General features: G+C 59.0%; 25 protein-coding genes and 1 pseudogene. 20 read left to right on the plus strand and 6 right to left on the minus strand.

Annotation, left to right across the window (positions count from 1 at the left end; translation table 11 throughout):
- Positions 1–57: 57 nt before the first annotated feature.
- From hda to VFN25_RS10585, 4 genes are read right to left on the minus strand one after another with little or no spacing between them, the layout of a single operon-like run.
- Positions 58–750, minus strand: a complete 693-nt coding sequence (hda, locus tag VFN25_RS10570; protein WP_325141644.1) for a DnaA regulatory inactivator Hda — start codon at positions 748–750, stop codon at positions 58–60.
- Entirely contained in the window at positions 747–1,919 is a 1,173-nt protein-coding gene (locus VFN25_RS10575; RefSeq protein ID WP_325141646.1) for an AI-2E family transporter, read from the minus strand. Before VFN25_RS10575 ends, hda begins: the two co-directional genes overlap by 4 nt.
- Entirely contained in the window at positions 1,909–2,487 is a 579-nt protein-coding gene (locus VFN25_RS10580; RefSeq protein WP_325141648.1) for a CDP-alcohol phosphatidyltransferase family protein, read from the minus strand. Before VFN25_RS10580 ends, VFN25_RS10575 begins: the two co-directional genes overlap by 11 nt.
- A 9-nt stretch (positions 2,488–2,496) precedes the next feature.
- Entirely contained in the window at positions 2,497–3,237 is a 741-nt protein-coding gene (locus tag VFN25_RS10585) for a DUF2066 domain-containing protein (RefSeq protein WP_325141650.1), read from the minus strand.
- Positions 3,238–3,395: 158 nt separating this feature from the next.
- Here VFN25_RS10585 and purM point away from each other — a divergent pair, with 158 nt between their 5' ends.
- The 3 genes from purM to VFN25_RS10600 all read left to right on the plus strand — a co-directional run bounded on the left by purM (position 3,396) and on the right by VFN25_RS10600 (position 5,895).
- The gene (purM, locus tag VFN25_RS10590) at positions 3,396–4,433 is read left to right on the plus strand and encodes a phosphoribosylformylglycinamidine cyclo-ligase (protein ID WP_325141652.1); all 1,038 of its coding nucleotides are present in this window, start codon (positions 3,396–3,398) and stop codon (positions 4,431–4,433) included.
- A gap of 25 nt (positions 4,434–4,458) precedes the next feature.
- Positions 4,459–5,100 (plus strand): phosphoribosylglycinamide formyltransferase, encoded by a 642-nt coding sequence (gene purN / locus VFN25_RS10595; RefSeq protein WP_325141655.1) that lies wholly within the window; start codon positions 4,459–4,461, stop codon positions 5,098–5,100.
- 78 nt (positions 5,101–5,178) lie between these two features.
- Positions 5,179–5,895: a DUF3108 domain-containing protein gene (locus VFN25_RS10600; RefSeq protein ID WP_325141657.1), complete on the plus strand. Its 717-nt coding sequence runs from the start codon at positions 5,179–5,181 to the stop codon at positions 5,893–5,895.
- A 289-nt stretch (positions 5,896–6,184) separates the two neighbouring features.
- Here VFN25_RS10600 and murA read toward each other — a convergent pair whose 3' ends face one another.
- Together murA and VFN25_RS10610 are read right to left on the minus strand one after the other, a co-directional pair.
- Complete coding sequence (murA, locus tag VFN25_RS10605; protein WP_325141660.1) at positions 6,185–7,444, minus strand: UDP-N-acetylglucosamine 1-carboxyvinyltransferase; 1,260 nt, start codon at positions 7,442–7,444, stop codon at positions 6,185–6,187.
- A 104-nt stretch (positions 7,445–7,548) separates the two neighbouring features.
- Entirely contained in the window at positions 7,549–7,785 is a 237-nt protein-coding gene (locus VFN25_RS10610) for a BolA family protein (RefSeq protein WP_325141662.1), read from the minus strand.
- 168 nt (positions 7,786–7,953) lie between these two features.
- Between VFN25_RS10610 and VFN25_RS10615 the strand changes: the two genes are divergently transcribed.
- The 17 genes and pseudogenes from VFN25_RS10615 to VFN25_RS10695 all read left to right on the plus strand — a co-directional run.
- On the plus strand, positions 7,954–8,976 hold the full coding sequence (locus VFN25_RS10615; RefSeq protein WP_325141664.1) for a KpsF/GutQ family sugar-phosphate isomerase: 1,023 nt from the start codon (positions 7,954–7,956) through the stop codon (positions 8,974–8,976).
- A gap of 103 nt (positions 8,977–9,079) precedes the next feature.
- Entirely contained in the window at positions 9,080–9,628 is a 549-nt protein-coding gene (locus VFN25_RS10620; protein WP_325141694.1) for an HAD family hydrolase, read from the plus strand.
- 53 nt (positions 9,629–9,681) lie between these two features.
- Complete coding sequence (gene lptC, locus VFN25_RS10625; protein ID WP_325141666.1) at positions 9,682–10,263, plus strand: LPS export ABC transporter periplasmic protein LptC; 582 nt, start codon at positions 9,682–9,684, stop codon at positions 10,261–10,263.
- Complete coding sequence (gene lptA, locus VFN25_RS10630) at positions 10,223–10,798, plus strand: lipopolysaccharide transport periplasmic protein LptA (protein ID WP_325141667.1); 576 nt, start codon at positions 10,223–10,225, stop codon at positions 10,796–10,798. Before lptC ends, lptA begins: the two co-directional genes overlap by 41 nt.
- Positions 10,798–11,517: an LPS export ABC transporter ATP-binding protein gene (gene lptB / locus VFN25_RS10635; RefSeq protein WP_325141669.1), complete on the plus strand. Its 720-nt coding sequence runs from the start codon at positions 10,798–10,800 to the stop codon at positions 11,515–11,517. Before lptA ends, lptB begins: the two co-directional genes overlap by 1 nt.
- A gap of 321 nt (positions 11,518–11,838) precedes the next feature.
- The gene (locus VFN25_RS10640) at positions 11,839–13,284 is read left to right on the plus strand and encodes an RNA polymerase factor sigma-54 (RefSeq protein ID WP_325141671.1); all 1,446 of its coding nucleotides are present in this window, start codon (positions 11,839–11,841) and stop codon (positions 13,282–13,284) included.
- A gap of 144 nt (positions 13,285–13,428) precedes the next feature.
- Positions 13,429–13,749: a ribosome hibernation-promoting factor, HPF/YfiA family gene (hpf, locus tag VFN25_RS10645; protein WP_325141673.1), complete on the plus strand. Its 321-nt coding sequence runs from the start codon at positions 13,429–13,431 to the stop codon at positions 13,747–13,749.
- A gap of 148 nt (positions 13,750–13,897) precedes the next feature.
- Positions 13,898–14,377: a PTS sugar transporter subunit IIA gene (locus VFN25_RS10650; RefSeq protein WP_325141675.1), complete on the plus strand. Its 480-nt coding sequence runs from the start codon at positions 13,898–13,900 to the stop codon at positions 14,375–14,377.
- A complete protein-coding gene (hprK, locus tag VFN25_RS10655; RefSeq protein WP_325141677.1) occupies positions 14,365–15,315 on the plus strand; it encodes an HPr(Ser) kinase/phosphatase in 951 nt (316 codons plus the stop codon). The genes VFN25_RS10650 and hprK overlap by 13 nt, the downstream gene beginning before the upstream one ends.
- Before the next feature lie 4 nt (positions 15,316–15,319).
- Positions 15,320–16,195, plus strand: coding sequence for an RNase adapter RapZ (gene rapZ / locus VFN25_RS10660; RefSeq protein ID WP_325141679.1), 876 nt, complete (start codon positions 15,320–15,322; stop codon positions 16,193–16,195).
- Positions 16,196–16,297: 102 nt separating this feature from the next.
- Complete coding sequence (locus VFN25_RS10665; protein ID WP_325141681.1) at positions 16,298–16,690, plus strand: PTS fructose IIA subunit family protein; 393 nt, start codon at positions 16,298–16,300, stop codon at positions 16,688–16,690.
- Positions 16,683–16,952 carry an HPr family phosphocarrier protein gene (locus VFN25_RS10670; RefSeq protein ID WP_325141683.1) on the plus strand — a complete coding sequence of 90 codons (270 nt, stop codon included), beginning with the start codon at positions 16,683–16,685 and terminating at the stop codon, positions 16,950–16,952. Before VFN25_RS10665 ends, VFN25_RS10670 begins: the two co-directional genes overlap by 8 nt.
- 79 nt (positions 16,953–17,031) lie before the next feature.
- Positions 17,032–18,795, plus strand: a complete 1,764-nt coding sequence (gene ptsP / locus VFN25_RS10675) for a phosphoenolpyruvate--protein phosphotransferase (protein WP_325141685.1) — start codon at positions 17,032–17,034, stop codon at positions 18,793–18,795.
- Positions 18,796–18,840: 45 nt separating this feature from the next.
- Complete coding sequence (locus VFN25_RS10680; RefSeq protein ID WP_325141687.1) at positions 18,841–19,785, plus strand: 2OG-Fe(II) oxygenase; 945 nt, start codon at positions 18,841–18,843, stop codon at positions 19,783–19,785.
- A 37-nt stretch (positions 19,786–19,822) separates the two neighbouring features.
- Positions 19,823–21,226 carry an MBOAT family O-acyltransferase gene (locus VFN25_RS10685; RefSeq protein ID WP_325141690.1) on the plus strand — a complete coding sequence of 468 codons (1,404 nt, stop codon included), beginning with the start codon at positions 19,823–19,825 and terminating at the stop codon, positions 21,224–21,226.
- Positions 21,227–21,495: 269 nt separating this feature from the next.
- The gene (locus tag VFN25_RS10690; protein ID WP_325141692.1) at positions 21,496–22,359 is read left to right on the plus strand and encodes a hypothetical protein; all 864 of its coding nucleotides are present in this window, start codon (positions 21,496–21,498) and stop codon (positions 22,357–22,359) included.
- Between the two features lie 113 nt (positions 22,360–22,472).
- Positions 22,473–22,761: pseudogene (locus VFN25_RS10695) on the plus strand (hypothetical protein); the annotation flags it as partial.

Here is a 22,761-nt window from a genome sequence, read left to right on the forward strand (position 1 = left end):
CCCACTCCCCACTCCCCACTCCCCACTCCCCACTCCCCACTCCCCACTCCCGCTCTTCTAATCAACCAACAACTGCCGCAAAAACGGCACTGTAACTCTCCGTTGCGCGGCCAGGGCGGCCTTGTCTATCCGATCGAGCAGTGCAACAAGACTACCGAGATCACGTGCTTTTCGGGTGAAGAGCCAATCGAGTACGAGGTCATCCAGTTCCAGTCCGCGACGGGCGCCGAGTTCGCGGATGATGCTGCGCCTGGCCGGTTCATCGAGCGGTCGAAGTTGCCATTGGGTGCATGCCGAAAGCCGCGAAACCAGATCGGGCAGACCGAGTCCCAATGCGGTCGGCGGTTCGCTGGCGGCGAACAGCAGGGTCGCTCCTTCGGCACGGCAGCGATTGTAGAGATCGAACAAGGCATGCTCGGCTTCGTCGATGCCGACAAGTGCATCGAGATTGTCGATAGCCAGCAAATCACTGCCGCCAAGGCGACGAATCGTATCAGCGGCTTGTCCGCCGACACGCGCGAGATCGACATACTGCGCGGTGCGTTCGCTGGCCATGGCTTCGGCGCAGACTCCAATCAGCAGATGGGTCTTGCCGCTTCCCGCACTGCCGGCGAGGAAAACACGCTCGACATCATCACCGATGGCGGCGTGACGCAGGATATCCAGACCGGCTGAATTGTCTCCGACCACGAACGAATCAAGACGCTGGTGGGCAGGCCAGCGCAAGGCCAAAGGCAGTTGCTCACTCATGACGCGTCGGCAGCACCTGGCTTGTTTTCGGGAGCCGCGACAATGACCACATCATCACCCCCTGCAGGCGTGGCATCTTCGCCAGCGACCACTATCGCCGATTCGAGCTGCGCCTCCTGATACATCTCGCTCTGTGTGTATCGCTCATAGGCATAGCGCAGCAGCACCATCACCACTGCCGCCACCGGCAAGGCCAGCAGTACGCCGACAAAGCCGAACAGTTGGCCGCCAGCCAGAATCGCGAACATCACCGCAACCGGATGCAGCCCGATCTTGTCGCCGACCAGTTGCGGCACAAGCACGTAGCCCTCAAGCAATTGGCCGACGACAAAAACGCCGAGCACAAGAAACAGATGAAGGCTGTCCGGATGCTCGACGAGAACGGCGACCACGCCGATTCCGACGCCGACAATCGCGCCGAGGTAGGGCACGAAACTGATCAGGCCGGCGATCATGCCAATCAGTGGGCCAACACTGATTCCTACTGCCCACAAGCCGATGCCATAAAACGTGCCGAGGATGATCATCACGCTGAGTTGTCCACGCAGGAACCCGCCCAGGGTTTCATCCGATTCACGGGTCAGACGCGTCACCACCGGCTCGATCGAACGTGGCACCAATGCATGCACGCGCTCGACGACCACGTTCCAGTCACGCAAAAGATAGAACGCAGCGACCGGAATGATGACCAGATTGAGCAACCAGGCGACGATGGCGAAGCCGGATTTGGAAACCTTGGTCAGCACGGTTGTGGCAAACCCGCCGGCTTCCTTCCAGTGATCCCGCAGCACGGCGACAACTCCTTCACTGTCGAAGGCTTCGAGCTTGATGCTGAAAAGCTGCTCGACCCATGGTTTGGCAACTTCGTGCGCCCACGTGGTCCATTTCGGCAACTGTTCGATGAAATTCCTGACCTGGCCATTCATGAACGGAATTAGCACAAGCACGATTCCGACCAGCACCAGGGTCAGGATCAGGAACACGATGCTGACCCCGAAAGCGCGTCCGACCCCGTACTTTGCAAGTTTCTCAACGAGAGGATTGAACAGATAGGCAAACAGCCCGGCTACCACGAAAGGGGTCAGCGCCGGACCAATCAGATACAAGATCCAGCCCATGAAAGCGACAAGAATCACCCACTTGAGGCGAATATCGAGATTAGCTGCCATGTGTCGGTTCCTTCTGTGCCTTGCGTTCGACCAATTCCAGGCGCGCGCGCAGCGACCAGACCCATACATAGTGTAGACCGCTGACTGCGGTCAGTACCGCAGTCACGACAAGCAGCGCATCGCGACCGGGCAACTCGGGCACCCAGGCCAGGCGCAGCAGTTCGGCGAGCACGAAGAGTATCTGCACCAGGGTGGTCAGTTTGGACAATCGCGAAGGTTGCGCCTCGAAAGGCCCGATCAGATTGTGATATGCGACGGCGCCGCATACGATGACCAGATCGCGGCCGATGACCAGGATGAGCAGCCAGACCGGCACCTCGCCAATCGTTGTCAGCGCACCAAAGCACGCCAGCAACAGCAGTTTGTCGGCCAGCGGGTCCATCAGGCCGCCAAGTCTCGACTGCCAGCTGAAGTGCTTGGCCAGCCAGCCATCAAACGCATCACTGAAACCGGCTAACGCAGCCAGCAACAGGGCGGAGCGGAAGTCACCGTGTGTAACCAGCCAGAACACGGGCCAGACCAGAGCCATGCGCATCGCCGTGATCAGATTGGGCAGATGGCGCCACATGGGTCAACCTCAGGGGCTTAGTGCAAGCGTCGCATCAATGCCCTGCACGGGCGGACTGGCGCTGTTGACCTGCATGACGCCATCCTGATCGACGAGACCCAGCCAGCGATTGAAATCGCCGGCGATTTCGACCCGGATCAAAATGCCATCACCACGCGCTTCGATCGGCCAGGATTGGCGCACAAGCGGCTGTCGCGACAAATATCCGATGCCACGTGCGTAGTCGGCGGAGGAATGAATGCCGCTAAGCCAGATCCGCTTTTCAACCGGCGTTGCATCGATATTTGCCGCGTTGCCGATTTCGCCAATACCAAGCCCGCCGAGCATCCGGTCCACCGCGGCGCTGTCAAATTCAGCGACCAGAATCAGTTGCGGCTTTTCCGCACCGCTGAATGTGTCCATTGCGGTATCTCGACGGTAGCTGTACTGGAGGACGTATTTTTCGGCCTTTGCAACCGCCTCGGCGACGTTGTCGCGGGCGAGGATTCCAGGATCGCCGCTGAGCCGGATCACAACCTCGGCCAATGCGGTTTTCAGGGCATTGGCGCGAGCCACTTCGGATTGATTGGCGACCCTGGCTTCGCCGGAATAGGTAGCCGGTGCGGCCATGGCCGGAAGCATCATCAACAGGATTGCCAGCACGGTCACGATCCGCATCGCCAGAGCAAGCTGGCTGCCGCCCAGCGCTCGCCCAGGCGTGGCGACACCGATGAAACCAACCGCCGGACCGGTCGCATGGGGATTTCGCATTGCAATCCTTGAGTCACCGATGATCGAAGCACGCATGGCGGGAGTTCCTGACCCAACAATATTGACGGCAAGTCTGCACGAATGGTCGCTACCTCGTCCATCCAGACTGACTTTCAGACTGATATGATGCGCGGCCCCGCGTATCCGGCTGTATGCCCATGTCAAACCAGAACGAGGCCCTCACCTACCGTGCCGCTGGCGTCGATATCGATGCCGGCAATGCCGTTGTCGACCGAATCAAACCCCTGGTTGCGCGCACGTTCCGCAAGGAAGTGATGTCCGGACTGGGTGGTTTTGGTGGATTGTTTGAGCTCGGCGGCCGCTACAGAGACCCCGTGCTCGTATCGGGCACCGATGGCGTCGGCACCAAGCTGAAGCTTGCGCAGACCCTTGATCGTCACGACACCATCGGTATCGATCTGGTTGGCATGTGTGTCAATGATGTCCTCGTGCAAGGTGCCGAGCCATTGTTTTTCCTCGACTATTTCGCCACCGGCAAGCTCGATGTCGAAACGACGGTGTCCGTGATCGGCGGCATCGCCAAGGGTTGCGAGTTGGCGGGTTGCGCGTTGATCGGCGGCGAAACGGCGGAAATGCCGAACATGTATCCGCCCGGCGAATACGATCTGGCCGGATTCTGCGTCGGCGCCGTCGAGAAACTTGCCCTGATTGACGGCAGCCGCATCCAGGCTGGAGACGCGATCATCGGCATTGCGTCCTCGGGTGCGCACTCGAACGGCTACTCGCTGATTCGGCGCATCGTCGAACGCGCCGGAGACCCGTTCGATCTCGACCTCGACGGCACCAACTTGGCCGATGCACTGATGGCGCCCACCACGATTTACGTCAAGCCGATCCTGAAGTTGATGCAGCAACTGCCGATCAATGGCATGTCGCATATCACGGGCGGCGGACTGCGCGAAAATATCATCCGGGTGGTGCCGGAAAACCTGGCGATTGCGATCGACAGCAAGGCCTGGAAGACGCCGATTCTGTTCGATTGGCTGCAGCGCGAGGGGAATGTGGCCGACGATGAAATGTTGCGCACCTTCAACTGCGGAATCGGCTATTCATTGATTGTCGGACACGAACAAGCCGGAGCCACCCTCGACGCTCTGGAAACGCTGGGCCTGCAAGCCTGGACAATTGGTGAAGTTGTCAGCGCCAGCGGCGACGAACGCGTACATATCCGCTGATCAACGCATGTCCGGGGAACAGCCCATGCGCGTTGTTGTTCTTGCCTCCGGGCGCGGCAGCAATCTCGAAGCCCTGATCGAAGCGCAACGCTGCGGCGAATTGCCAATCCGCATCGTCGGCGTGCTCTCGGACAAGGCTACTGCGCGCGCGCTGGATCTGGCTCGGAATCATGACATCGCCGCCATCCACATCGATCCACGCACGTTTGCCGATCGCGCGGCGTTTGATGCCGCGCTGTTTTCGCGTATCACCGAACTTGAGCCTGAACTGATCGTTCTGGCCGGTTTCATGCGCATTCTCACGCCCCAGGCGATTCAGCCATGGCTTGGCCGCATCATCAATATCCATCCTTCGCTGCTGCCGCTGTACCCCGGCCTGCATACGCATCGGCGCGCGCTCGAAGCGGGCGATTCAAGACATGGGGCCAGCGTGCACTTCGTCACTGCCGAGCTCGATGGTGGGCCGGTCATCGCCCGCACGGTCATTGATGTGCTGGCCGATGACAGCGAGGAAAGCCTCGCCCTCCGATTGCTGGCGAAAGAACATCACCTGCTGTGCTCCTGCGTTGGCCTGATCGCGAGCGGCCAGATTGGCTGGTCTGACGGCGCCGCAACAAGCAACGACCCGGCACTGACGTTGCCTTTGCAGATCGACGACGAATTCTAGCCCGCTGAATGCAGGCTTCGACATCGGGCATTCATCATCGGCAAGCCAGAATCCATTGTTTTGCCGGAGCAAGTCACCTTGAATCGCATTGCCATCCTGTTGATCTGCGCGCTGGCGCCTGTCGGCCATGCTTTCGCCGAATCCCCCATCGCCCCGTTCAAGGCCGACTACGCGACTTTCCGCAACGGCAAGGAAATGGCCAGAACCACGATCCAGCTGAGCCGCAATGCTGATGCCACCTGGACCATGACCACAACTACCGAGGGCACTTCGGGACTGGCCAGGATGGCCGGCCTCGATGTCACCGAAGAGTCGGTTTTGCGCTGGGTGGATGGCCGACCGGAGACGCTTCGCTACGATTTTCGCCAGGAGGTCGCTTTCAAGAACAAGCACCGTCATGGCGAATTCGATCAGGCTGCCGGAGAAGTACATATGGTCGATGGCAAGAGCGATGCACGCTACGCGCTCGTCCCCTACACCGTTGATCGTCATGCACTGACCCTGGCCCTGGCCGCAGACCTGTCCCGACATGCAACAAGCTTCGACTACAAGGTGGCCGCCAGGGACAAGATCGAGAACGTTCGCTATACGCGCTGCGCCGATAGCCGCCTTAGTGTCCCGGCCGGCGAATTCGACACCCGCTGCCTCGAACGCGTGCGCAACAAGCGCACCGCAACCAGTTGGTTTGCCGAATCGAAAGGCTGGATTCCAGTCCAGATCGAACAAGTCGAAAGCAAGGGCGACACGGTGACCCTGCGGCTGGTGAAGCTTGAGCCGGTGAGCGGAGAGCGGTAAGCAGCTAGTGGGAACGGCAGTCCAGGCAAGTTTGCTTGAGTCGCGAAAATCGCTAACGGCCAACCGCCATCTGCAGAAGCCCGTTCACGGGCGAGGCTCCTTCTTGGCGTGGCGGCACATATCGCGCCTGAAGGCGCTCCTGGGATTCGCCGCGAATTGCGGCTTGCTGCGAATCAAGGGGCTGCGGCGAAGTGCATTCGCTCTTCCCACTCCCCACTCCCCACTCCCCACTCCCCACTCCCCACTCCCCACTCCCCACTCCCCACTCCCGACTCCCGACTCCCGGCTCTCAGGAAGGCAAGCGGCGAATACGGGCACCCAGCGATCCGAGCTTTTCCTCGATATTCTCGTAGCCACGGTCGATGTGGTAGATGCGATCGATGACCGTATCACCCTTGGCTACCAGGCCAGCCAGTACCAGTGATGCCGAGGCGCGCAGGTCGGTCGCCATCATTGGTGCGCCGGTCATCGACGGCACGCCCTTGATGATCGCGGTGTTGCTTTCGAGCTGGATATCGGCGCCAAGACGCTGAAGTTCGAGGGCGTGCATGAAGCGGTTTTCGAACACGGTTTCGGTGATCACGCCGACGCCATCGGCGACGCAATTGAGGGCCGTGAACTGTGCCTGCATGTCGGTCGGGAACGCCGGATACGGCGCCGTGGTGATATTGACCGCCTTGGGCCGCTTGCCGCGCATGTCGAGCTCGATCCAGTTGTCGCCGGTCGAGATATGTGCACCGGCGTCCTCAAGCTTGGACAGCACGGAATCGAGCGTCTTCGGCCTTGCGTTGCGGGCGCGGATCTTGCCACCGGTGATCGCCGCGGCAACCAGAAACGTTCCGGTTTCGATGCGATCAGGCAAGACTTCGTAGTCCGTTCCGCCAAGACGCTCGACACCATCGATGACAATCGTAGCGGTTCCGGCTCCACCAATCTTTGCACCCATGCTGATCAGGCAATTGGCCAGATCAACCACTTCGGGCTCCTGCGCGGCGTTCTCGATGACCGTTGTACCCTGGGCCAGCACGGCTGCCATCATCAGATTTTCGGTACCGGTCACGGTAACCAGATCGAGCACGATACGTGCGCCCTTCAGGCGTTTGGCCTTGGCCTTGATGTAGCCGTTTTCGACGCGTACATCGGCACCCAGCGCCTGCAAACCCTGGATATGCAGGTTGACCGGTCGTGAGCCGATTGCGCAGCCGCCCGGCAGGGAGACTTCGGCTTCGCCGTAGCGGGCCACCAGCGGACCGAGAACCAGGATCGATGCGCGCATCGTCTTAACCAGATCGTAAGGCGCGAAAAAGCGATCCGTCGTGCGCGGATCGACATGGATCTTCATGCGCTCGTCGACGACCAGCTGAACGCCCATCTGACCGAGCAGTTCCATGGTCGTGGTCACATCATGCAGATGCGGCACGTTGGCAATGCTGACGGGCTCGTCGGCCAGCAGGCAGGCAGCAAGAATCGGCAGCACCGCGTTCTTGGCGCCCGAGATCTGGACGTCACCCTGAAGCGGTTCACCGCCGTTGATTACGATTTTTGCCATTGCCAGCGAGTTTCCCGAGTCGTGTGAAGCAGAGGTCGTAACGATTTCGCCATGGCGAAGCCATCAATATGTGGTTAGCGCCGATGCCCGGCGCAGTGTCAAGCTCAGCTCTTGGCCGCCTCTTCAGGGGTCAAGGTTCGCAGGGAAAGCGCATGAATCGCATTTCCCATATGTTCACCCAGCGTCGCGTAAACCATGCGATGACGCGCCAACGGAAGCTTTCCGGCAAATGCCGCACTGACGACGCGCGCCTCGAAATGTACGCCATCCGGCCCGTCCACGCTGATGTCGGCATCAGGAAGACCTTGCTGGATGAGATCGTGAATGGTGGTTGTGTCCATGAAAAGGCAGATTCCTGTAGAAACAGCGACGAAGCAGCAATTCCGCGCGTACTGAGCGCGAAACCGGGGTTGTAGATACAATAGGGAGCACGAATGGTACTCAAATTCCTGCATCTCCGAAAACACGAGCTGGCGGCCCCGGCATCCTCGCTACTGAATCCCACCCAGATGAACGCTCAATTGACTCCTGCTGCAGAACCCCTGATCACTCCGTTTCTCGACGAATCGATGATTCGCAATAGTGCCATGACGGTCATCTTGACTGAGGCACGCGCCATCGAGGCTCTGCAGAAACGGGTCAATGGCAGCTTCCTGCATGCTTGCCAGCTGATGTTTCAGTGTCAGGGCCGTGTCGTCGTCATCGGCATCGGCAAGTCCGGACACATCGCACGCAAGATCGCTGCGACGCTGGCATCGACCGGTACACCGGCGTTTTTCGTGCATCCGGCTGAAGCCAGCCATGGCGACCTCGGCATGATCACCTCCAAGGATGTCGTGCTGAGCCTGAGCAATTCCGGCGAGACCGATGAACTGCTGACCATTCTACCGTTGATCAAGCGCCAGAACGTTCCGTTGATTGCGATGACCGGCAACGAGTTTTCATCCCTGGCCAAACTCGCCGACGTGCATCTGGATGTTTCGGTCTCCGAGGAGGCCTGCCCGCTGGGTCTGGCGCCGACAGCGAGCACCACGGCCGCCCTGGTCATGGGCGACGCGCTCGCCATTGCCCTGCTTGAAGCACGCGGGTTCACCTCCGAAGATTTTGCCCGCTCGCATCCGGCCGGAACCCTTGGTCGACGCCTGCTGGTCCGCATCAGCGACGTCATGCATTCCGGAAAACGCATACCGGTTGTCGATCAACATGCCCTGCTCACAACGGCTCTGGTTGAAATGACCCGTACTGGCCTCGGCATGACTGCGGTGATCGGCGACACCGGGGAATTGCTGGGTGTCTTCACCGATGGCGACTTGCGTCGTGCCGTCGACGATGACGGCATCGACCTTCGCGACACGCCAGTGGTCCGCCTGATGACCTCAAACCCGAAGACCATCAGCGCGGACAAGCTTGCCGTTGAAGCCGCCCAGGTCATGGAGGAATTCAAGATCCATGCCCTGCTCGTCGTCGACGAAGACAACCGTCTTGTCGGTGCGCTGAATATTCATGACCTGCTGCGCGCAAGAGTGGTTTGAGTCCAGAGACTCGGAATTCGGGATTGGGGATTCGGGATCCGCGCCGAAACTCCCCGCCTTTTTCCGAATCCCAAATCCCTAATATCGAATCCCGCTCATGAACATGCAATCCAGCGCGATCCCCACCGACATCCTCGAACGCGCCGCACGCATCAAACTCGCGATATTCGATGTCGATGGCGTGCTGACCAATGGCCAGCTGGTCTACTCGGAAGATGGTCACGAACTGAAATCCTTTCATGTTCATGATGGGCTCGGCCTCAAGCGCCTGCGTGCCAATGGCATCGAAGTCGCCATCATTACCGCACGCATCAGCCATCTGGTCTCCCGCCGCATGGCTGATCTTGGCGTCATCCATGTCTACCAGGGTCAGGAAGACAAGCGCGCCTGCTTCGATGAATTGCTGCATGCCCTCAAGCTTGGTTCCGAGGCGTGCTCCTACACCGGTGATGATCTGCCGGACCTCGGCGTAATGGCGCAGGTCGGCCTGGCCGTTGCTGTCGCCAATGCGCATCCGTCACTGCTCACCTGTTCGCACTGGCAGACGCAGCGTGAAGGGGGTGCTGGAGCGGTTCGCGAAGTCTGTGACTTGTTGCTGCAGGCACAGGGCAAGACAGATGCTGAAATCGCCCTCCATCTTGGCAAACGCTGAGTACGCCGACCGATGATGACCCGGTGCAAATCGAAATTCACGTGTGCTGATCAATGCTGATCAATCGACGCTTCATCATGATCGCCTCGATCCTGGCCGTGATTGCCGCGCTGAGCCAGATAGTGCTCTGGCTGACCCGGCCACCGCCGCTCGAGCCGACCTTCAGCGGACCGCCACGTTCAGGCTACACGCTCGACAATTTCTCGATGAATGCACTCGATGAAAGTGGCAAGCTCAGCTTCACGATCAGCGGCCCGCGTCTGACCCGTGGTGGAGCGGATGGTTCGATCTTCGTCTCCACACCGGATTACGTGATTGTCGACAAGGAAGGGAACCCGTGGATCGGCGAATCGGATTCAGCCTGGGTCAACAAGGAGGGTTCGACGATGAAGCTTGAGGGTCACGTGGTCATGCGACGCACCCCGGATGCGACCACCCAACCCGCCACCATCACCACCTCCGATCTGACTGCGCACCTGCGCGACAAGACGATCGAAACGGCAGCGGCGGCGCACATCACGCAACCGGGCTCTATACTGCGGGGCACTGGCCTGCGTGGCGATCTCAACAGCAAAGTCCTGGAGCTGCTTTCCGATGTGCACAACACTTTTGAACCGACCCGGCGCAAACCTTAACCGGAAAGTCGGCGCGCGCGCGCTGATTGTCTTTGCCGGCATCCTCGCATTCGGTGCCGCCCACGCCTTGAGCAGTGACCGCGACAAGGATCTTGAGGTCCGCGCCAGCTACAACAAGATGGTCACGACCAAGCCATCGTTCGCACTGTTCAAGGACAACGTCCGTCTTGAACAAGGGTCACTGAAAGCCAGCGGCGACGAAGCCAGAGTTTATGAAGGTGACCCCAGCGACGAATCTGGCCGGCGCATCGTGCTGACCGGCTCACCGGCCCGTCTGGAGCAGTTGCAGGACAACAACGGCGGCTTGATGACGGCACGCGCCGCACAGATCGACTACAACGACGGTACCCATATCGCCATCCTCACCGGCGATGTCGTCGTCGTGCAGGCGGGCAAATCGGAGTTTCGCGGTCAGCGCATGACTTACAACACCGAAACCGGCGCGATGGAGGGCGGTAGTCAGGCGCCAGGCAGCGAAGTCCACATGACATTCAAGCCCAAACCCCGCAAACCAGCCACGGACGCCAATCCCTGATGTTGCACGCGGCAAACCTGCGCAAGGCCTATTCGGGCCGCAGCGTCGTGCGCGACTTTGGATTCTCGCTGCGCCAGGGCGAGATCGTTGGCTTGCTCGGCCCCAATGGTGCCGGCAAGACCACGTGTTTCTACATGGTGGTCGGCCTGATTGCCGCAGATTCGGGCAGCATCCGCCTCGATGACCGCACCATCACGACCATGCCGATGCACCAACGCGCCAGGCTCGGCGTTGGCTACCTTCCCCAGGAACCATCGATCTTTCGGCGTCTCAGCGTGGCCGACAACATCATGGCCATTCTTGAACTGCGCGAGGATCTCGATGCCAAGGGCCGCGCGAGCGAGCTCGACCATCTGCTCGATGACCTGCAGATCAGCCATATTGCGGCAAGCAAGGGCGTCAGTCTCTCCGGAGGCGAACGCCGGCGCGTCGAAATCACCCGCGCCCTTGCCGCAAAGCCTCGCTTCCTTCTGCTCGACGAGCCGTTTGCCGGTATCGATCCGATCTCGGTTGTCGACATCCAGCGCATCGTGCGGCATCTGAAGGCCCGCGATATCGGCATCCTCATCACCGATCACAACGTGCGCGAAACGCTGGGCATCTGCGATCGCGCCTACATCATGAACGAAGGCACGGTGCTGACCCAGGGATCACCTGCGGAAGTGCTGGCCAATGAGAAGGTGCGCGAGGTTTATCTTGGAAGTGAATTCCGCATGTAGATTGCAGTGGCGGGCGCGTTCGCGAGGAAGCGCGATGACAGTTCCTCGCTATCCGTTGGATTTTTTACGCCGCTAAGTGGCGTAACAATCACGAGCTGGGGCGACGAGCGCAAGCTGCGATCGTATGTCGCTGACGTTTCACACCGCAGGGGAAATGGGATCAAAAGACTTGCGCCCTGAAGGGCCTGCAGACGACGAATAGCGGCTTGGATCTGACAACCATCCGAGAGTGGACTGCAATCATGCAAGCGTCAAGATCTGCCGTTTCTGTGGATTTGGCGCTAAGATTGCATAAGACCGAACGGATACCTCGCAACGGGCATGAAACCCGCTCTCCAACTTCGTGTTCAGGCGCAACTCGCGCTTACTCCGCAGCTTCAGCAAGCGATCAAGCTGCTGCAATTGTCGAGTATCGAGCTCGAAACCGAACTCAACCTTGCCCTCGAATCGAATCCGCTTCTGGATATCGACGAAAGTGAGCCGGAGGAGGAGGAAGTTGAAGACTTCGTCCCCCCAGAGCACACGCTGAGCGCAAAGGTTGAAACCAGCGACAGTCAATCGGACGAACCAGCCGACAGCACACCCGATTTCGACGACATACCGCTGAACCTCGGTGAGGACAGGCGCGACTATCGTGGCAACAATACCGATAACGAAGGTATGGAATCGCAGGATGCCGAGACCACGGATCTGCGCGATCACCTGCTCTGGCAGCTCAATCTGACGCCTCTTTCACCCGTCGATCGGGGTATAGCCACGGCGATCATTGAAGCGATCAACGACGATGGCTATCTGGAAGAATCCAGCGAAATCATCTGCACGAGCCTCGCCGATCTGTATAGCGTCGACGAGGATCAGGTCGAAGCGGTTCGCCATCGCATCCAGCAATTTGATCCGCTTGGCGTGGCTTCGCGCTCACTCAGTGAATGTCTGGGCGTGCAACTGGCGGCAATGGATGAGACAACTCCCGGCCTCGACAAGGCGCAAACCCTGGTAGACGACTGCCTCGATATCCTTGCTCGCAATGACCGCACAAGGCTCTGTCAGCGCCTGCGTTGCAATGAGGAAGAGCTCGACGTCGTCATTGCCCTGATTCGCTCGCTCAACCCCAGGCCCGGATCCGGTTTTTCGAACGCGGCTCCCGAATTTATTGCGCCTGACGCTTATGCGCACCGGGTCAATGGCCGTTGGCAGGTTTCGCTGTCGCCCCATTGCCAACCGCGACTGGCGATCAACGAGCACTACGCAAGCCTGATTTCCCAGGCGCAGCGTGATGACGCCATCTACATGCGTGGCCAGTTGCAGGAGGCGCGCTGGCTGATCAAGAGCCTGAAGACGCGCGCGGAAACGGTACTCAAGGTGGCCCAGGCAATTGTGAATGCGCAGGCAAACTTCCTCGATTTTGGTGCGGAAGCGATGCGTCCACTGGTATTGCGTGATGTCGCCGAGGAAATCGAGATGCACGAATCCACGGTTTCGCGGGTTACCACGCGCAAATACCTGCACACGCCGCGTGGCACATTCGAGTTCAAGTACTTCTTTTCCAGCGGAGTCTCCACGGTCGATGGGGGTGCCGCATCGGCAACGGCCATCCAGGCCATGATCCGCAAACTGATTGATGAAGAAAAAGCCGCCCGCCCAATGTCCGATCAGGCATTGGCGGTCGAACTCAACCGCCGCGGCATCAGCGTGGCCAGACGTACCGTCGCAAAGTACAGGGAGGCGCTCAACATTCCATCGTCGAATGATCGCTGCCGATTGGGTTAAACCCCCGTTAAAAATGCACACGACGGGAACGCCCGCATGAAGCAGCGGTCATAGTCATCAGCAATGATTCAACTCTCGGATCACCGAATTTCGAGGTGATTCATTTCAGGTCGGAATTCCGCCCTGCCCTAGAAGGAGGTTGCCATGCAGATCACGATCAAAGGCCATCAGATCGACGTCACACCCGCGCTTCGTAAACATGCGGAATCCAAGATGGAGCGTCTGACCCGGCATTTTGACCACCTTCACGAGCTGTCCATTGTGCTGAGCATTGAAAAGCTGCTGCACAAGGCTGAAGCAACCATCCATGTTTCCGGCAAGGATCTGCACGCCGACGCTGTTGCCGCCGACATGTACTCGGCAATCGACGCCCTTGCCGACAAACTCACCGTGCAAGTACGCAAACACAAGGAGAAACTGACCGATCACCACCCCAGAGAGGTACTCGCAGCCCGCTACGAGTAAGACTCTGGTCGATGGGACCTCTGATCGCCGCTTGCGTCGGGGTTGATCGGGGGTCCCTTGGACAATTTCTGACCAACTCCTGTGTTTTGAACCTGCGGGCATGACCCGGTGATGCGATACTGGGCATCCTCTCCAGTCGGGTTGCGATGTGCCCTTTCTCGAAATCCTCTCTCCGCAGCGTATCTGTGCAAAGGTGGCCGTGGAGGACAAATCCGCATTGCTCGAACAGCTGGCAGATTTGCTGGCCTGCTCGGTCGATGAAAGGCAATTGATCGTCGAAGCCTTGCGCGATCGCGAGAAGCTGGGATCCACCGGCATTGGTCGCGGCGTTGCCATCCCTCACGCCCGCATCGCCGGCCTGGCGGGGCCCCGCGCCGCCCTGATGCAACTTGAGCAACCCCTTCCGTTTGATGCCATCGATGGTCAGCCAGTCGATCTGGTCGCTGCCATGCTCGCTCCGGAACACAGTCCCGAAGAGCATCTGCTCCTGCTCGCCGAACTCGCCGAGTTGTTTTCCCAGGAAGTCCTGACCACAGCGATGCGCAACGCCACGACTGGCAGCGCGCTGCGCGCGGAACTGGCAGAATTTACCCAAAACCGAGCCAAGGAAGCATCATGGATCGACTGACTTCGCGGCAACTCTATGACGCCGTCGGCGAGCGCATGCAACTGCGCTGGGTCGCAGGTCTGCGTGGTGAGAGCCGCGCCATCGAGCCGGGCGACAAGAAGTCACGGCGCCCCTCGCAGATCGGCTATCTCAACATCATCTATCCGAACAAGGTGCAGATCATCGGCACTGAAGAGCTGTCCTACCTGGACGGGCTCGATTCGCGGCAGCGCTGGGAAACGATCGAAAAAATCATGGCCTATCGCTCGATTGCCCTGATCGTGAGCAAGGATCAATCCATACCCGGCGACCTTCGCGATGCCGCCGAAGAATCGAGCACGCCACTGTGGACCAGTCCCAAGCGCGGCCACGAGTTGCTGACCTACCTGCAATATCACCTGGCTCGCGGACTCGCCCGCCAGGTGACCCTGCATGGCGTGCTCATGGAAGTGAATTCGATCGGCGTGCTGATCACCGGGGAAAGCGGCACGGGCAAGAGCGAGTTGGCCCTGGAGCTGATCACCCGTGGCCATCGCCTGGTTGCCGATGATGCTCCCGAGTTCACCCTGATCGCGCCGGACGTGATCGATGGCTCCTGTCCCGAAATGCTCCAGGATCTGCTCGAAGTCCGCGGCCTCGGCATCCTCAACATCCGCGAGATGTTCGGTCACACCGCCGTCAAACCCTCGAAATACCTGCGTCTCGTCGTCCATCTGCAGCCGATGGCCCAGAATGGGGCCGATGATGCAATGAAACGCCTGTACGGCGATGTCGGCTATCGGGAAGTTCTCGACGTGCCGATTCCGCAAATCGTCATCCCGGTCGCTTCCGGTCGCAATATCGCGGTACTTGCAGAAGCTGCCGTGCGCAGCCACATGCTGAAGTCCAAGGGACTCGATCCGGCACAGACCTTTGTCGATCGACAAGCCCATCAACTGCGGCGCCTGCCGCCATGGTGAAACCGTGAATACGCCCTCGCCCAGCTCAACCCGGCTTTACATCGTCAGCGGCTTGTCCGGATCGGGTAAATCCGTCGCCTTGCGCACCCTGGAGGATCTCGACTACTACTGCGTCGACAACCTGCCAAGCGCATTGTTGCCGGCATTCGTGCGCACCGTTTCGCACGGCGCCGACGGCATGCAGCGACGTCTTGCTGTCGGTGTCGACGTACGCAATCGCGCTGACGATTTGAACCGACTTCCGGAAGTGCTCTCCGAGCTGGGCGAGATCGGCATCGACTACGAGCTGGTCTTCCTCGACACGCGTGACGAGGTGCTGATCAAGCGCTACTCGGAAACCCGTCGTCGCCACCCCTTGTCACTGGCCGGACTCGGGCTGGCTGATGCGATAGCGCTGGAACGCAAGCTCATGCGCCAGATCGCAACGATCGCAGATCGGGTTATCGACACCAGCGATCTCAACGTCCATCAGCTGCGTCGCCACGTCATCGCCGAACTCGGCATGACCGGATCACTGACCCTGCTGTTTGAATCGTTCGCCTTCAAGAAAGGCGTCCCGCCGGTTGCCGATTTCGTATTCGATGCCCGCTGCCTGCCAAATCCGCACTGGAACGCCCAGCTCAGGCCGCTGTCGGGACGCGACAAGCCGGTGCGTGAGTGGCTGGAGCAACAGCCCGATGCGGTACTTTTTCTCGACAATCTGCGCAGCTTTCTCGATACCTGGCTGGTTCGCTTCGTCAATGAGGGGCGCAGCTATGTCACCATCTGCATTGGTTGTACCGGTGGACGCCACCGCTCCGTGCATTTGGTCGAACGCCTGACCGAACACTTCCGCCAGAACTACCAACAAGTGCTGAGTTATCACCGTGAACTTGAGTAAGACCTTTTTCATGCCGCTGCTTCCCTGTTTCCGCGACCTGCGCATTCGCGCCGCTGTAGCGCAGAACGCAGCCGGATTCGCGCCATCATCAGGGCGAACATCATGAGCGTCGGCATTCTCTTGATGACCCACCAGGCCATGGGTGCCGCGCTGGTTGGTGCGGCCCGACATGTTCTTGGAACCTTCCCTCTGCCGCTCGATGTCATCGAAGTCGAAGCTGATGCAGATCCGGACTCGACCTTGTCCAGCGCCGCCCGTCAGGCACGCGGACTGGACGACGGCGATGGCGTGCTTGTTCTCACCGATCTCTACGGGGCGACACCGTGCAACGTGGCCCGCCGAATGCCTTCACTGGGCGTCACCATGCAGTGCGTGTCCGGCCTCAACCTGCCGATGCTGCTGCGCGTGCTCAACTATCCCGAACAACCGCTGGACGAACTCGCGCAAACCGCAGCAAGCGGTGGCCGCGGAGGAATTTGCATCGATCATGCTTGAACGTGAAATCACCATCAGCAACAAACTGGGCCTGCATGCGCGAGCCTCGGCAAAACTTGTGCAGACCTTGCACGGCTTCCAATCCAGTGTGTTCATGGCCTACCGTGGCAAAGAGGTCAACGCGAAAAGCATCATGGGCGTGATGATGCTTGCTGCAGGCCTTGGTGCCGCACTGACCCTGCGCGCGGATGGGCCCGACGAAGAAGAAGCAATGGCGGCGCTGGTGGATCTTTTCGAACGCAAGTTCGACGAAGGCCAGTAGCAGTCCTGCGGCACCATCGGTGCCGATGTTCAAAATGTAACCGCGTGCAGCGGTTCACCAGATAGGAGAAGGGTTCGGCGTGCGACTGGTACTGGAAGGCAGCGGAGCATCGCGCGGCATGGCGCTCGGACGCGCTCGCCTCGAGCAGCCGAGCCGCTTTCTGGTTGTTGAAACGCCTCTTGAAGAATCCGAGATCGCCGATCAACTGCAACGCATTGATCAGGCTATTGCGGCGGCAATCAATGAGCTCAATGTACTGCGCGACAAACTCGACGGTCCGCTGGCCCGCGAGGTGGGCGAATTCATCGACGCGCACCGCCTGATCCTTGAAGATCCGGAATTCGTCAACGGCCTGCATGACCTGATCAGCGAAGGCCGCTTTCACGCCAGCGCCGCCTTGAAGATGCAGCGTGAAAGCCTGGTTGCCGTATTCGAGGCCATGGATGATCCGTATCTGCGCAGCCGCCGCGAAGATATCGAACACGTCATCGGTCGTGTACAGGGCGCACTGAATCGCGAATCCAGCGCTGAAGAGCGCAAACTGGCCTCACGCGTCGGCGAGATCCTGGTCAGCGATACGGTTGCACCTTCCGAATTGGTGCCGCTGGCCGAACACGGCGTTCTCGGATTCATCCTCACCGCTGGCAGCATGCTCTCGCACAGTGCCATTCTCGCGCGCTCGTTGCGCTTGCCGATGGTGGTCGGTTCGCTTGATGCGCTGGCCCATTTGCAAGATGGCGACCTGATTCTGATCGATGGCGACAGCGGCAACGTTGTCGCGCATCCGACCGCCCAGGATCTGGCTGGCTATCGCCAATGGCAGCGTGAAACCGCACAACAGGACAAGCGCCGTGCGCGCCTGCGCAACGCCGATACACGCACCGTGGATGGCGTCGACATCAAACTGCATGCGAATGCGGAAATGAATGGCGATGTTGCGCGCGCGCGCGCCTGCGGGGCGGCCGGGATTGGCCTTTATCGCACAGAGTTCCTTTTTCTTCAGCGCAAGGATGCCCCGGGCGAAGAAGAACAATTCCTTGCCTATCGCGATCTCGTCCTCGGCATGGGCGGTTTGCCGGTCACGATCCGCACCCTCGATCTCGGTGCCGACAAGGCCGACAGCGCCGGTCTGGTCCTTGAGGACGAGCCGAACCCGGCGCTCGGCGTGCGCGGCGTGCGATTGTCGCTGCGCATACCGCAACTCATGCATACCCAGTTGCGCGCCATCCTGCGCACAACCGGCTACGGCCCGGTGCGCATTCTCATCCCGATGATCAGTGCCGTCGAAGAGATCATTACGGTCAAGCGCATGATCAAGGAATGCGCGATGCAACTGCGCACTGAAGGCCATGAAATCGCCGACCACTTCACCATCGGGGCGATGATCGAAGTACCGGCCGCTGCGATCGCACTGCCGAGCATGATCCGGCATCTCGATTTCGTATCCATCGGCACCAACGATCTGGTCCAGTACACACTTGCTGTCGACCGCAACAACAATGAACTCGGCGACCTCTACGATCCATTGCACCCGGCCGTGCTGCGTCTGATTGCGCAGACCATTGCAGTGGGCAAGCGCAGCCGCTGCCCGGTGACCCTGTGCGGCGAGATCGCCGGCGACGTGAATTTTACGGCCATGCTGATCGCACTCGGCCTGACTGATTTCAGCATGAACCCTGGCTTGATTCTTGAAGTGCGCGAAACCGTCAACTCTCTGGATCGTGGCGAGCTGCGTCGACTGGCACCCTCGCTGTTGCACGCCTCGGATCGCGAGAGCATTCGCCACATTGTCCAGCGAATGCGTGTGCAAGGCCGACCAATCATGGAGAATGCGGTTCCTTGATCGACCGCCCCCGCTGAACGCATTCGCAAACCTTGATCTATCCGCATGTCCAATGACCTCGCCAGCCTGATCAATCCGGACGTTGTCGAGCGTTCCGATGCCATCGCCAAACGCTTTGCACGGCGCGACCCGTTTCGTCACGTCGTCATCGAGGATTTCTTCTCGGCCGACTATGCCAAACGCCTGCTTGCCGAATTCCCCAGCTTCGAGTGTGGCAATGCACGCAACGAGGCCGGTGAAATCGGCAACAAATCCACCGTCGAGCGCGTACGCGAGCTGAGCCCTGGCTATCGCGACCTCGACAATCTGATCAAGTCTTCCGGATTTCTGGAACTGATCGGAGAGCTCACGGGAATTGACAACCTGCTGTATGACCCGTTCTATTTCGGCGGCGGCACACACGAGAATCGCGAAGGCCAGGATCTCGATCCACACGTCGATTTCAATCGTCACCCGGTCGAAAACTGGCATCGGCGCTTGAACCTGATCGTCTACCTCAACCCGGAGTGGCAGGATAGCTGGGGTGGCTCACTCGAAATCCATAAAGACCCGCGCGCGGATGACAATCGAATCAAACTGATTACACCGCTGTTCAATCGCTGCGTCATCTTCGAGACCACCGAGACAAGCTGGCATGGATTCAGTCGAATCACCCTGCCCGATTCACACAAGAATCTGAGTCGACGCTCGATTGCTCTATATTTTTACACCACGGATCGCCCGGCTGACGAGATTGCCGACACCCATTCGACGATCTACGTGGATCGCGCCCTGCCTTCTCACTACGTCGCCGGCAAGACCCTGAGCGACGCAAATGTCGAGGAGCTCAAAATGATGCTCAAGCGGCGCGACCAGCACAATCAGCGTCTGTATCGCGATATCACGCAGCTGAGTTCGCAACTGGAACAAGCGCAATCCGCGCTCTACACAGGATATCTGGGCCGCCTCCGCTATCTGCTGAAAAGCATCCGCGCGCGCCTGCGCCGCTGAGCTGCTGGCAATAGCGATCAGGAAGCGCTGAAGCAAGATGCTGTTCAACTCTTTTCATTTCGTCGTCTTCTTCGTCATCGTTCTCGCCCTGAACCAGTCGCTGCGGCGCTGGCCAGGCGCGCAGAAATTGATGCTGCTGGCAGCGAGCTACTATTTTTACGGCCAGTGGAACTGGCTGTACCTGGTACTGATCCTTTTTTCCACGGTAACCGACTACGCGATCGGACTGGGCCTCGTGAAAGTTCGGCGTCCGCGTCAACTTCTCATTATCAGCCTGATCGTCAACCTCGGTGTGCTGTTCTTCTTCAAATACGCGAACTGGATGATCGGCAACTGGAATGCCATCGATTCGATTCTCGGTAGCGGGCTCACATTCTCGCCACTCGATCTGCTACTGCCGGTCGGCATCTCGTTCTATACCTTCCAGAGTATGTCTTACACGATCGATGTCTACCGCGGCGACAGTCCGCCGCGGCGCAACTTTCTCGACTACTCATTGTTCATCGCTTTCTTTCCGCAACTGGTCGCCGGCCCGATCGTGCGCGACGGCGAGTTCTTTCATGAACTCGACCGTGATCGCAGCATCGATTTCGCAGCGGTACGACAAGCGCTGGTACTGATTGCGCTCGGCTATGTGAAGAAAATCGTCGTTGCCGACAATCTCGCCAGCATCGTCGATCCGGTTTTCGACGCAACAGTCGCACAAGGATTCTGGGACACCTTGCTTGCGATCTATGCGTTCGCCTTCCAGATCTATTGTGATTTCTCCGGCTACACCGATATCGCGATTGGATGTGCGTTGTTGCTCGGCTTCCGCTTTCCGAAGAACTTCAATTATCCTTATGTTGCCGAATCGATCCAGGATTTCTGGCGGCGCTGGCACATGACCCTGTCTCGCTGGCTGCGCGACTATCTGTACATCTCACTCGGCGGCAATCGCAAAGGGCCATCGCGCACTCGCATCAATCTGATGTTGACGATGCTGCTTGGCGGTCTATGGCATGGTGCGAGTTGGAACTTTGTAATCTGGGGTGGCTTGCATGGCCTCTATCTCGCCATCGAGCGTGTCATCCACAAGCGCTGGCCAGGCTGGAATCATGACAGCCGATCAATGCGCTGGTTGCGTGTGTTCATCACCTTTCATCTGGTCTGCTTCGCGTGGATTTTCTTTCGCGCACATGATCTCGCTGCGGTCGGGCAGATTCTCGGCGACCTTGGCCAAAGTCCGTTCGCAGGTTTCGAACCGGATCGACATCTCGGTCTTTGCATCCTGCTCGGCGGCCTTGGATGGGCGCAATTCCTCGGCAATGATTCAGGGCTCAAGCGTCGCATCAGCGACAGCGAAGGTCCGCTGTTTATCGGCGCAATGACTGCAGCCATGCTGATGCTGATCTGGTTCACGCCGACAACCACTGCCCCATTCATCTACTTCCAGTTCTGATCATGATGCGCAAGATAGCCATTCTGATTGCGCCTCTGTTGCTGCTCGCAGGGATCGAATGGATGCTGCGCCTGGGTGTCTGGGAGCCACTGGCCAACCCGCAGAGTCATGCGGGTACAAGCGTCCGCCTCAAACGCGATCTGCTTGATCCGACTGTCTCCAGGATCGACTTTGTCACTCTCGGCAGCTCACGACCGGAGTACGGCATTGATCACCTGCGTGTCCGGGACGCCGCAAAAAAGAAAGGTTTCGTGCACGCAGACCTGAGCATGCCCGGCACGCATTGGATGACGATCGGCGTGCTTACCGATTGGCTGCGCGAGCATCATCCAGAAATTCAAGGCGGCATCATTGCGCTCTCTGCACAAGATCTGGCCTGGCCAAGCAATGGCTACTACGAACTTGGCATCGTGCAGCCGTTTCGCCAGGCTTCTGAAGACAACTGGATCGCTCAACACAACCCATTTGACGCATCGAAAATTGAAAGCTACGGGAGCCGGTTCGCCCTGTTCGCCTGGCGTGACGATATCCGCGATTTTCTCACCCACCCATTTTCCCGCATCAATCGCTACCGAAAATCTTCACGCGTCGCAGATACCAGCCGTCTGTTCTCAAACCCGGAAATGCCGGGCGACATGTGCGCCTGGGGACTCGAATCCCTCGATGCATGCGACAAACTCGACGCAAACCGGGACGCCCCGGAAAATCTCAAGCGCCAATGTCAGCAAGTCATGGAGACCGTAGACGGTCGACCGGACTTTGCTGCCCTGTCTCATCAATCACCACTTCCCGAGTCCATGCAGAAGACTCGCCAACTGATCCAGCAACAGCTTCGTGCAATTACCTGGTCAAAACCGCCGATCGTGTTACTGATGCCTACGCCGCCGATATGGCGTAATGACACGCATGGTGCAGGGCTGCAACAATGGGCATTGCAGATTCTCAAGCCCCTGGAAGAAGAAGGCAGCATTCATCTGATCGATGCAACGGCTTTCTTCGACTCTGATGCCAAAGCCGGTTGTGCCTACTTTGGAGATTTTTATCATCAGAACGCGAGGGGTCGTGCGGCGTTTTCCGATTGGCTACTGCCAAAAGTCGAAGCCCTCTTATACCCATTCGCTGTATCGCCGTGAAATTTGCAATGCACCAGTCGCTCTCAGTCCACCATTGCTCCGACGTTTGGAGGCAGGTTTGGCAAACTCCGAGCAGGAATTTGCTTTGATTCCGCTTGCAACACAGGGATGACATGATTCGCGCTCAATTGATTGAATTTGCAACTCGCTTGAAGGCTCGATGGCCGATCTTGAGCCGGGCACCTGCGCCAGTGAAGCGCCTCCTGCATGTGCTCTTCGCGAATCCGGATTTGCCTCATTCGGCCGACCCAGAACCTGAAGCGGCGAGTCTGGCCGACGACTACGCGCAACGTCTGTCAAGGGAGCAGGAGATCTTCAACGATCAGATCGAAGTTCACGATCTCCCTGAAATTTTCCATTATTGGTCGAACACTCATCTTCGGCCGCAGATGGAACAATTTG

It is taken from the genome of Dokdonella sp. (assembly GCF_035703485.1).
GTDB lineage: Bacteria > Pseudomonadota > Gammaproteobacteria > Xanthomonadales > Rhodanobacteraceae > Dokdonella.

Coding starts and splice junctions, on each gene's coding strand:
- hda (WP_325141644.1), bottom strand. CDS start 750: ATGAGTGAGCAACTGCCTTTGGCCTTGCGCTGGCCTGCCCACCAGCGT.
- VFN25_RS10610 (WP_325141662.1), bottom strand. CDS start 7,785: ATGGACACAACCACCATTCACGATCTCATCCAGCAAGGTCTTCCTGAT.
- lptC (WP_325141666.1), top strand. CDS start 9,682: ATGCTGATCAATCGACGCTTCATCATGATCGCCTCGATCCTGGCCGTG.
- purM (WP_325141652.1), top strand. CDS start 3,396: ATGTCAAACCAGAACGAGGCCCTCACCTACCGTGCCGCTGGCGTCGAT.
- VFN25_RS10575 (WP_325141646.1), bottom strand. CDS start 1,919: ATGGCAGCTAATCTCGATATTCGCCTCAAGTGGGTGATTCTTGTCGCT.
- VFN25_RS10585 (WP_325141650.1), bottom strand. CDS start 3,237: ATGCGAAATCCCCATGCGACCGGTCCGGCGGTTGGTTTCATCGGTGTC.
- VFN25_RS10615 (WP_325141664.1), top strand. CDS start 7,954: ATGAACGCTCAATTGACTCCTGCTGCAGAACCCCTGATCACTCCGTTT.
- VFN25_RS10690 (WP_325141692.1), top strand. CDS start 21,496: ATGCCCGGCACGCATTGGATGACGATCGGCGTGCTTACCGATTGGCTG.
- VFN25_RS10620 (WP_325141694.1), top strand. CDS start 9,080: ATGCAATCCAGCGCGATCCCCACCGACATCCTCGAACGCGCCGCACGC.
- VFN25_RS10580 (WP_325141648.1), bottom strand. CDS start 2,487: ATGTGGCGCCATCTGCCCAATCTGATCACGGCGATGCGCATGGCTCTG.
- lptB (WP_325141669.1), top strand. CDS start 10,798: ATGTTGCACGCGGCAAACCTGCGCAAGGCCTATTCGGGCCGCAGCGTC.
- hpf (WP_325141673.1), top strand. CDS start 13,429: ATGCAGATCACGATCAAAGGCCATCAGATCGACGTCACACCCGCGCTT.
- VFN25_RS10665 (WP_325141681.1), top strand. CDS start 16,298: ATGAGCGTCGGCATTCTCTTGATGACCCACCAGGCCATGGGTGCCGCG.
- murA (WP_325141660.1), bottom strand. CDS start 7,444: ATGGCAAAAATCGTAATCAACGGCGGTGAACCGCTTCAGGGTGACGTC.
- VFN25_RS10680 (WP_325141687.1), top strand. CDS start 18,841: ATGTCCAATGACCTCGCCAGCCTGATCAATCCGGACGTTGTCGAGCGT.
- lptA (WP_325141667.1), top strand. CDS start 10,223: ATGTGCACAACACTTTTGAACCGACCCGGCGCAAACCTTAACCGGAAA.
- VFN25_RS10640 (WP_325141671.1), top strand. CDS start 11,839: ATGAAACCCGCTCTCCAACTTCGTGTTCAGGCGCAACTCGCGCTTACT.
- VFN25_RS10685 (WP_325141690.1), top strand. CDS start 19,823: ATGCTGTTCAACTCTTTTCATTTCGTCGTCTTCTTCGTCATCGTTCTC.
- purN (WP_325141655.1), top strand. CDS start 4,459: ATGCGCGTTGTTGTTCTTGCCTCCGGGCGCGGCAGCAATCTCGAAGCC.
- VFN25_RS10670 (WP_325141683.1), top strand. CDS start 16,683: ATGCTTGAACGTGAAATCACCATCAGCAACAAACTGGGCCTGCATGCG.
- hprK (WP_325141677.1), top strand. CDS start 14,365: ATGGATCGACTGACTTCGCGGCAACTCTATGACGCCGTCGGCGAGCGC.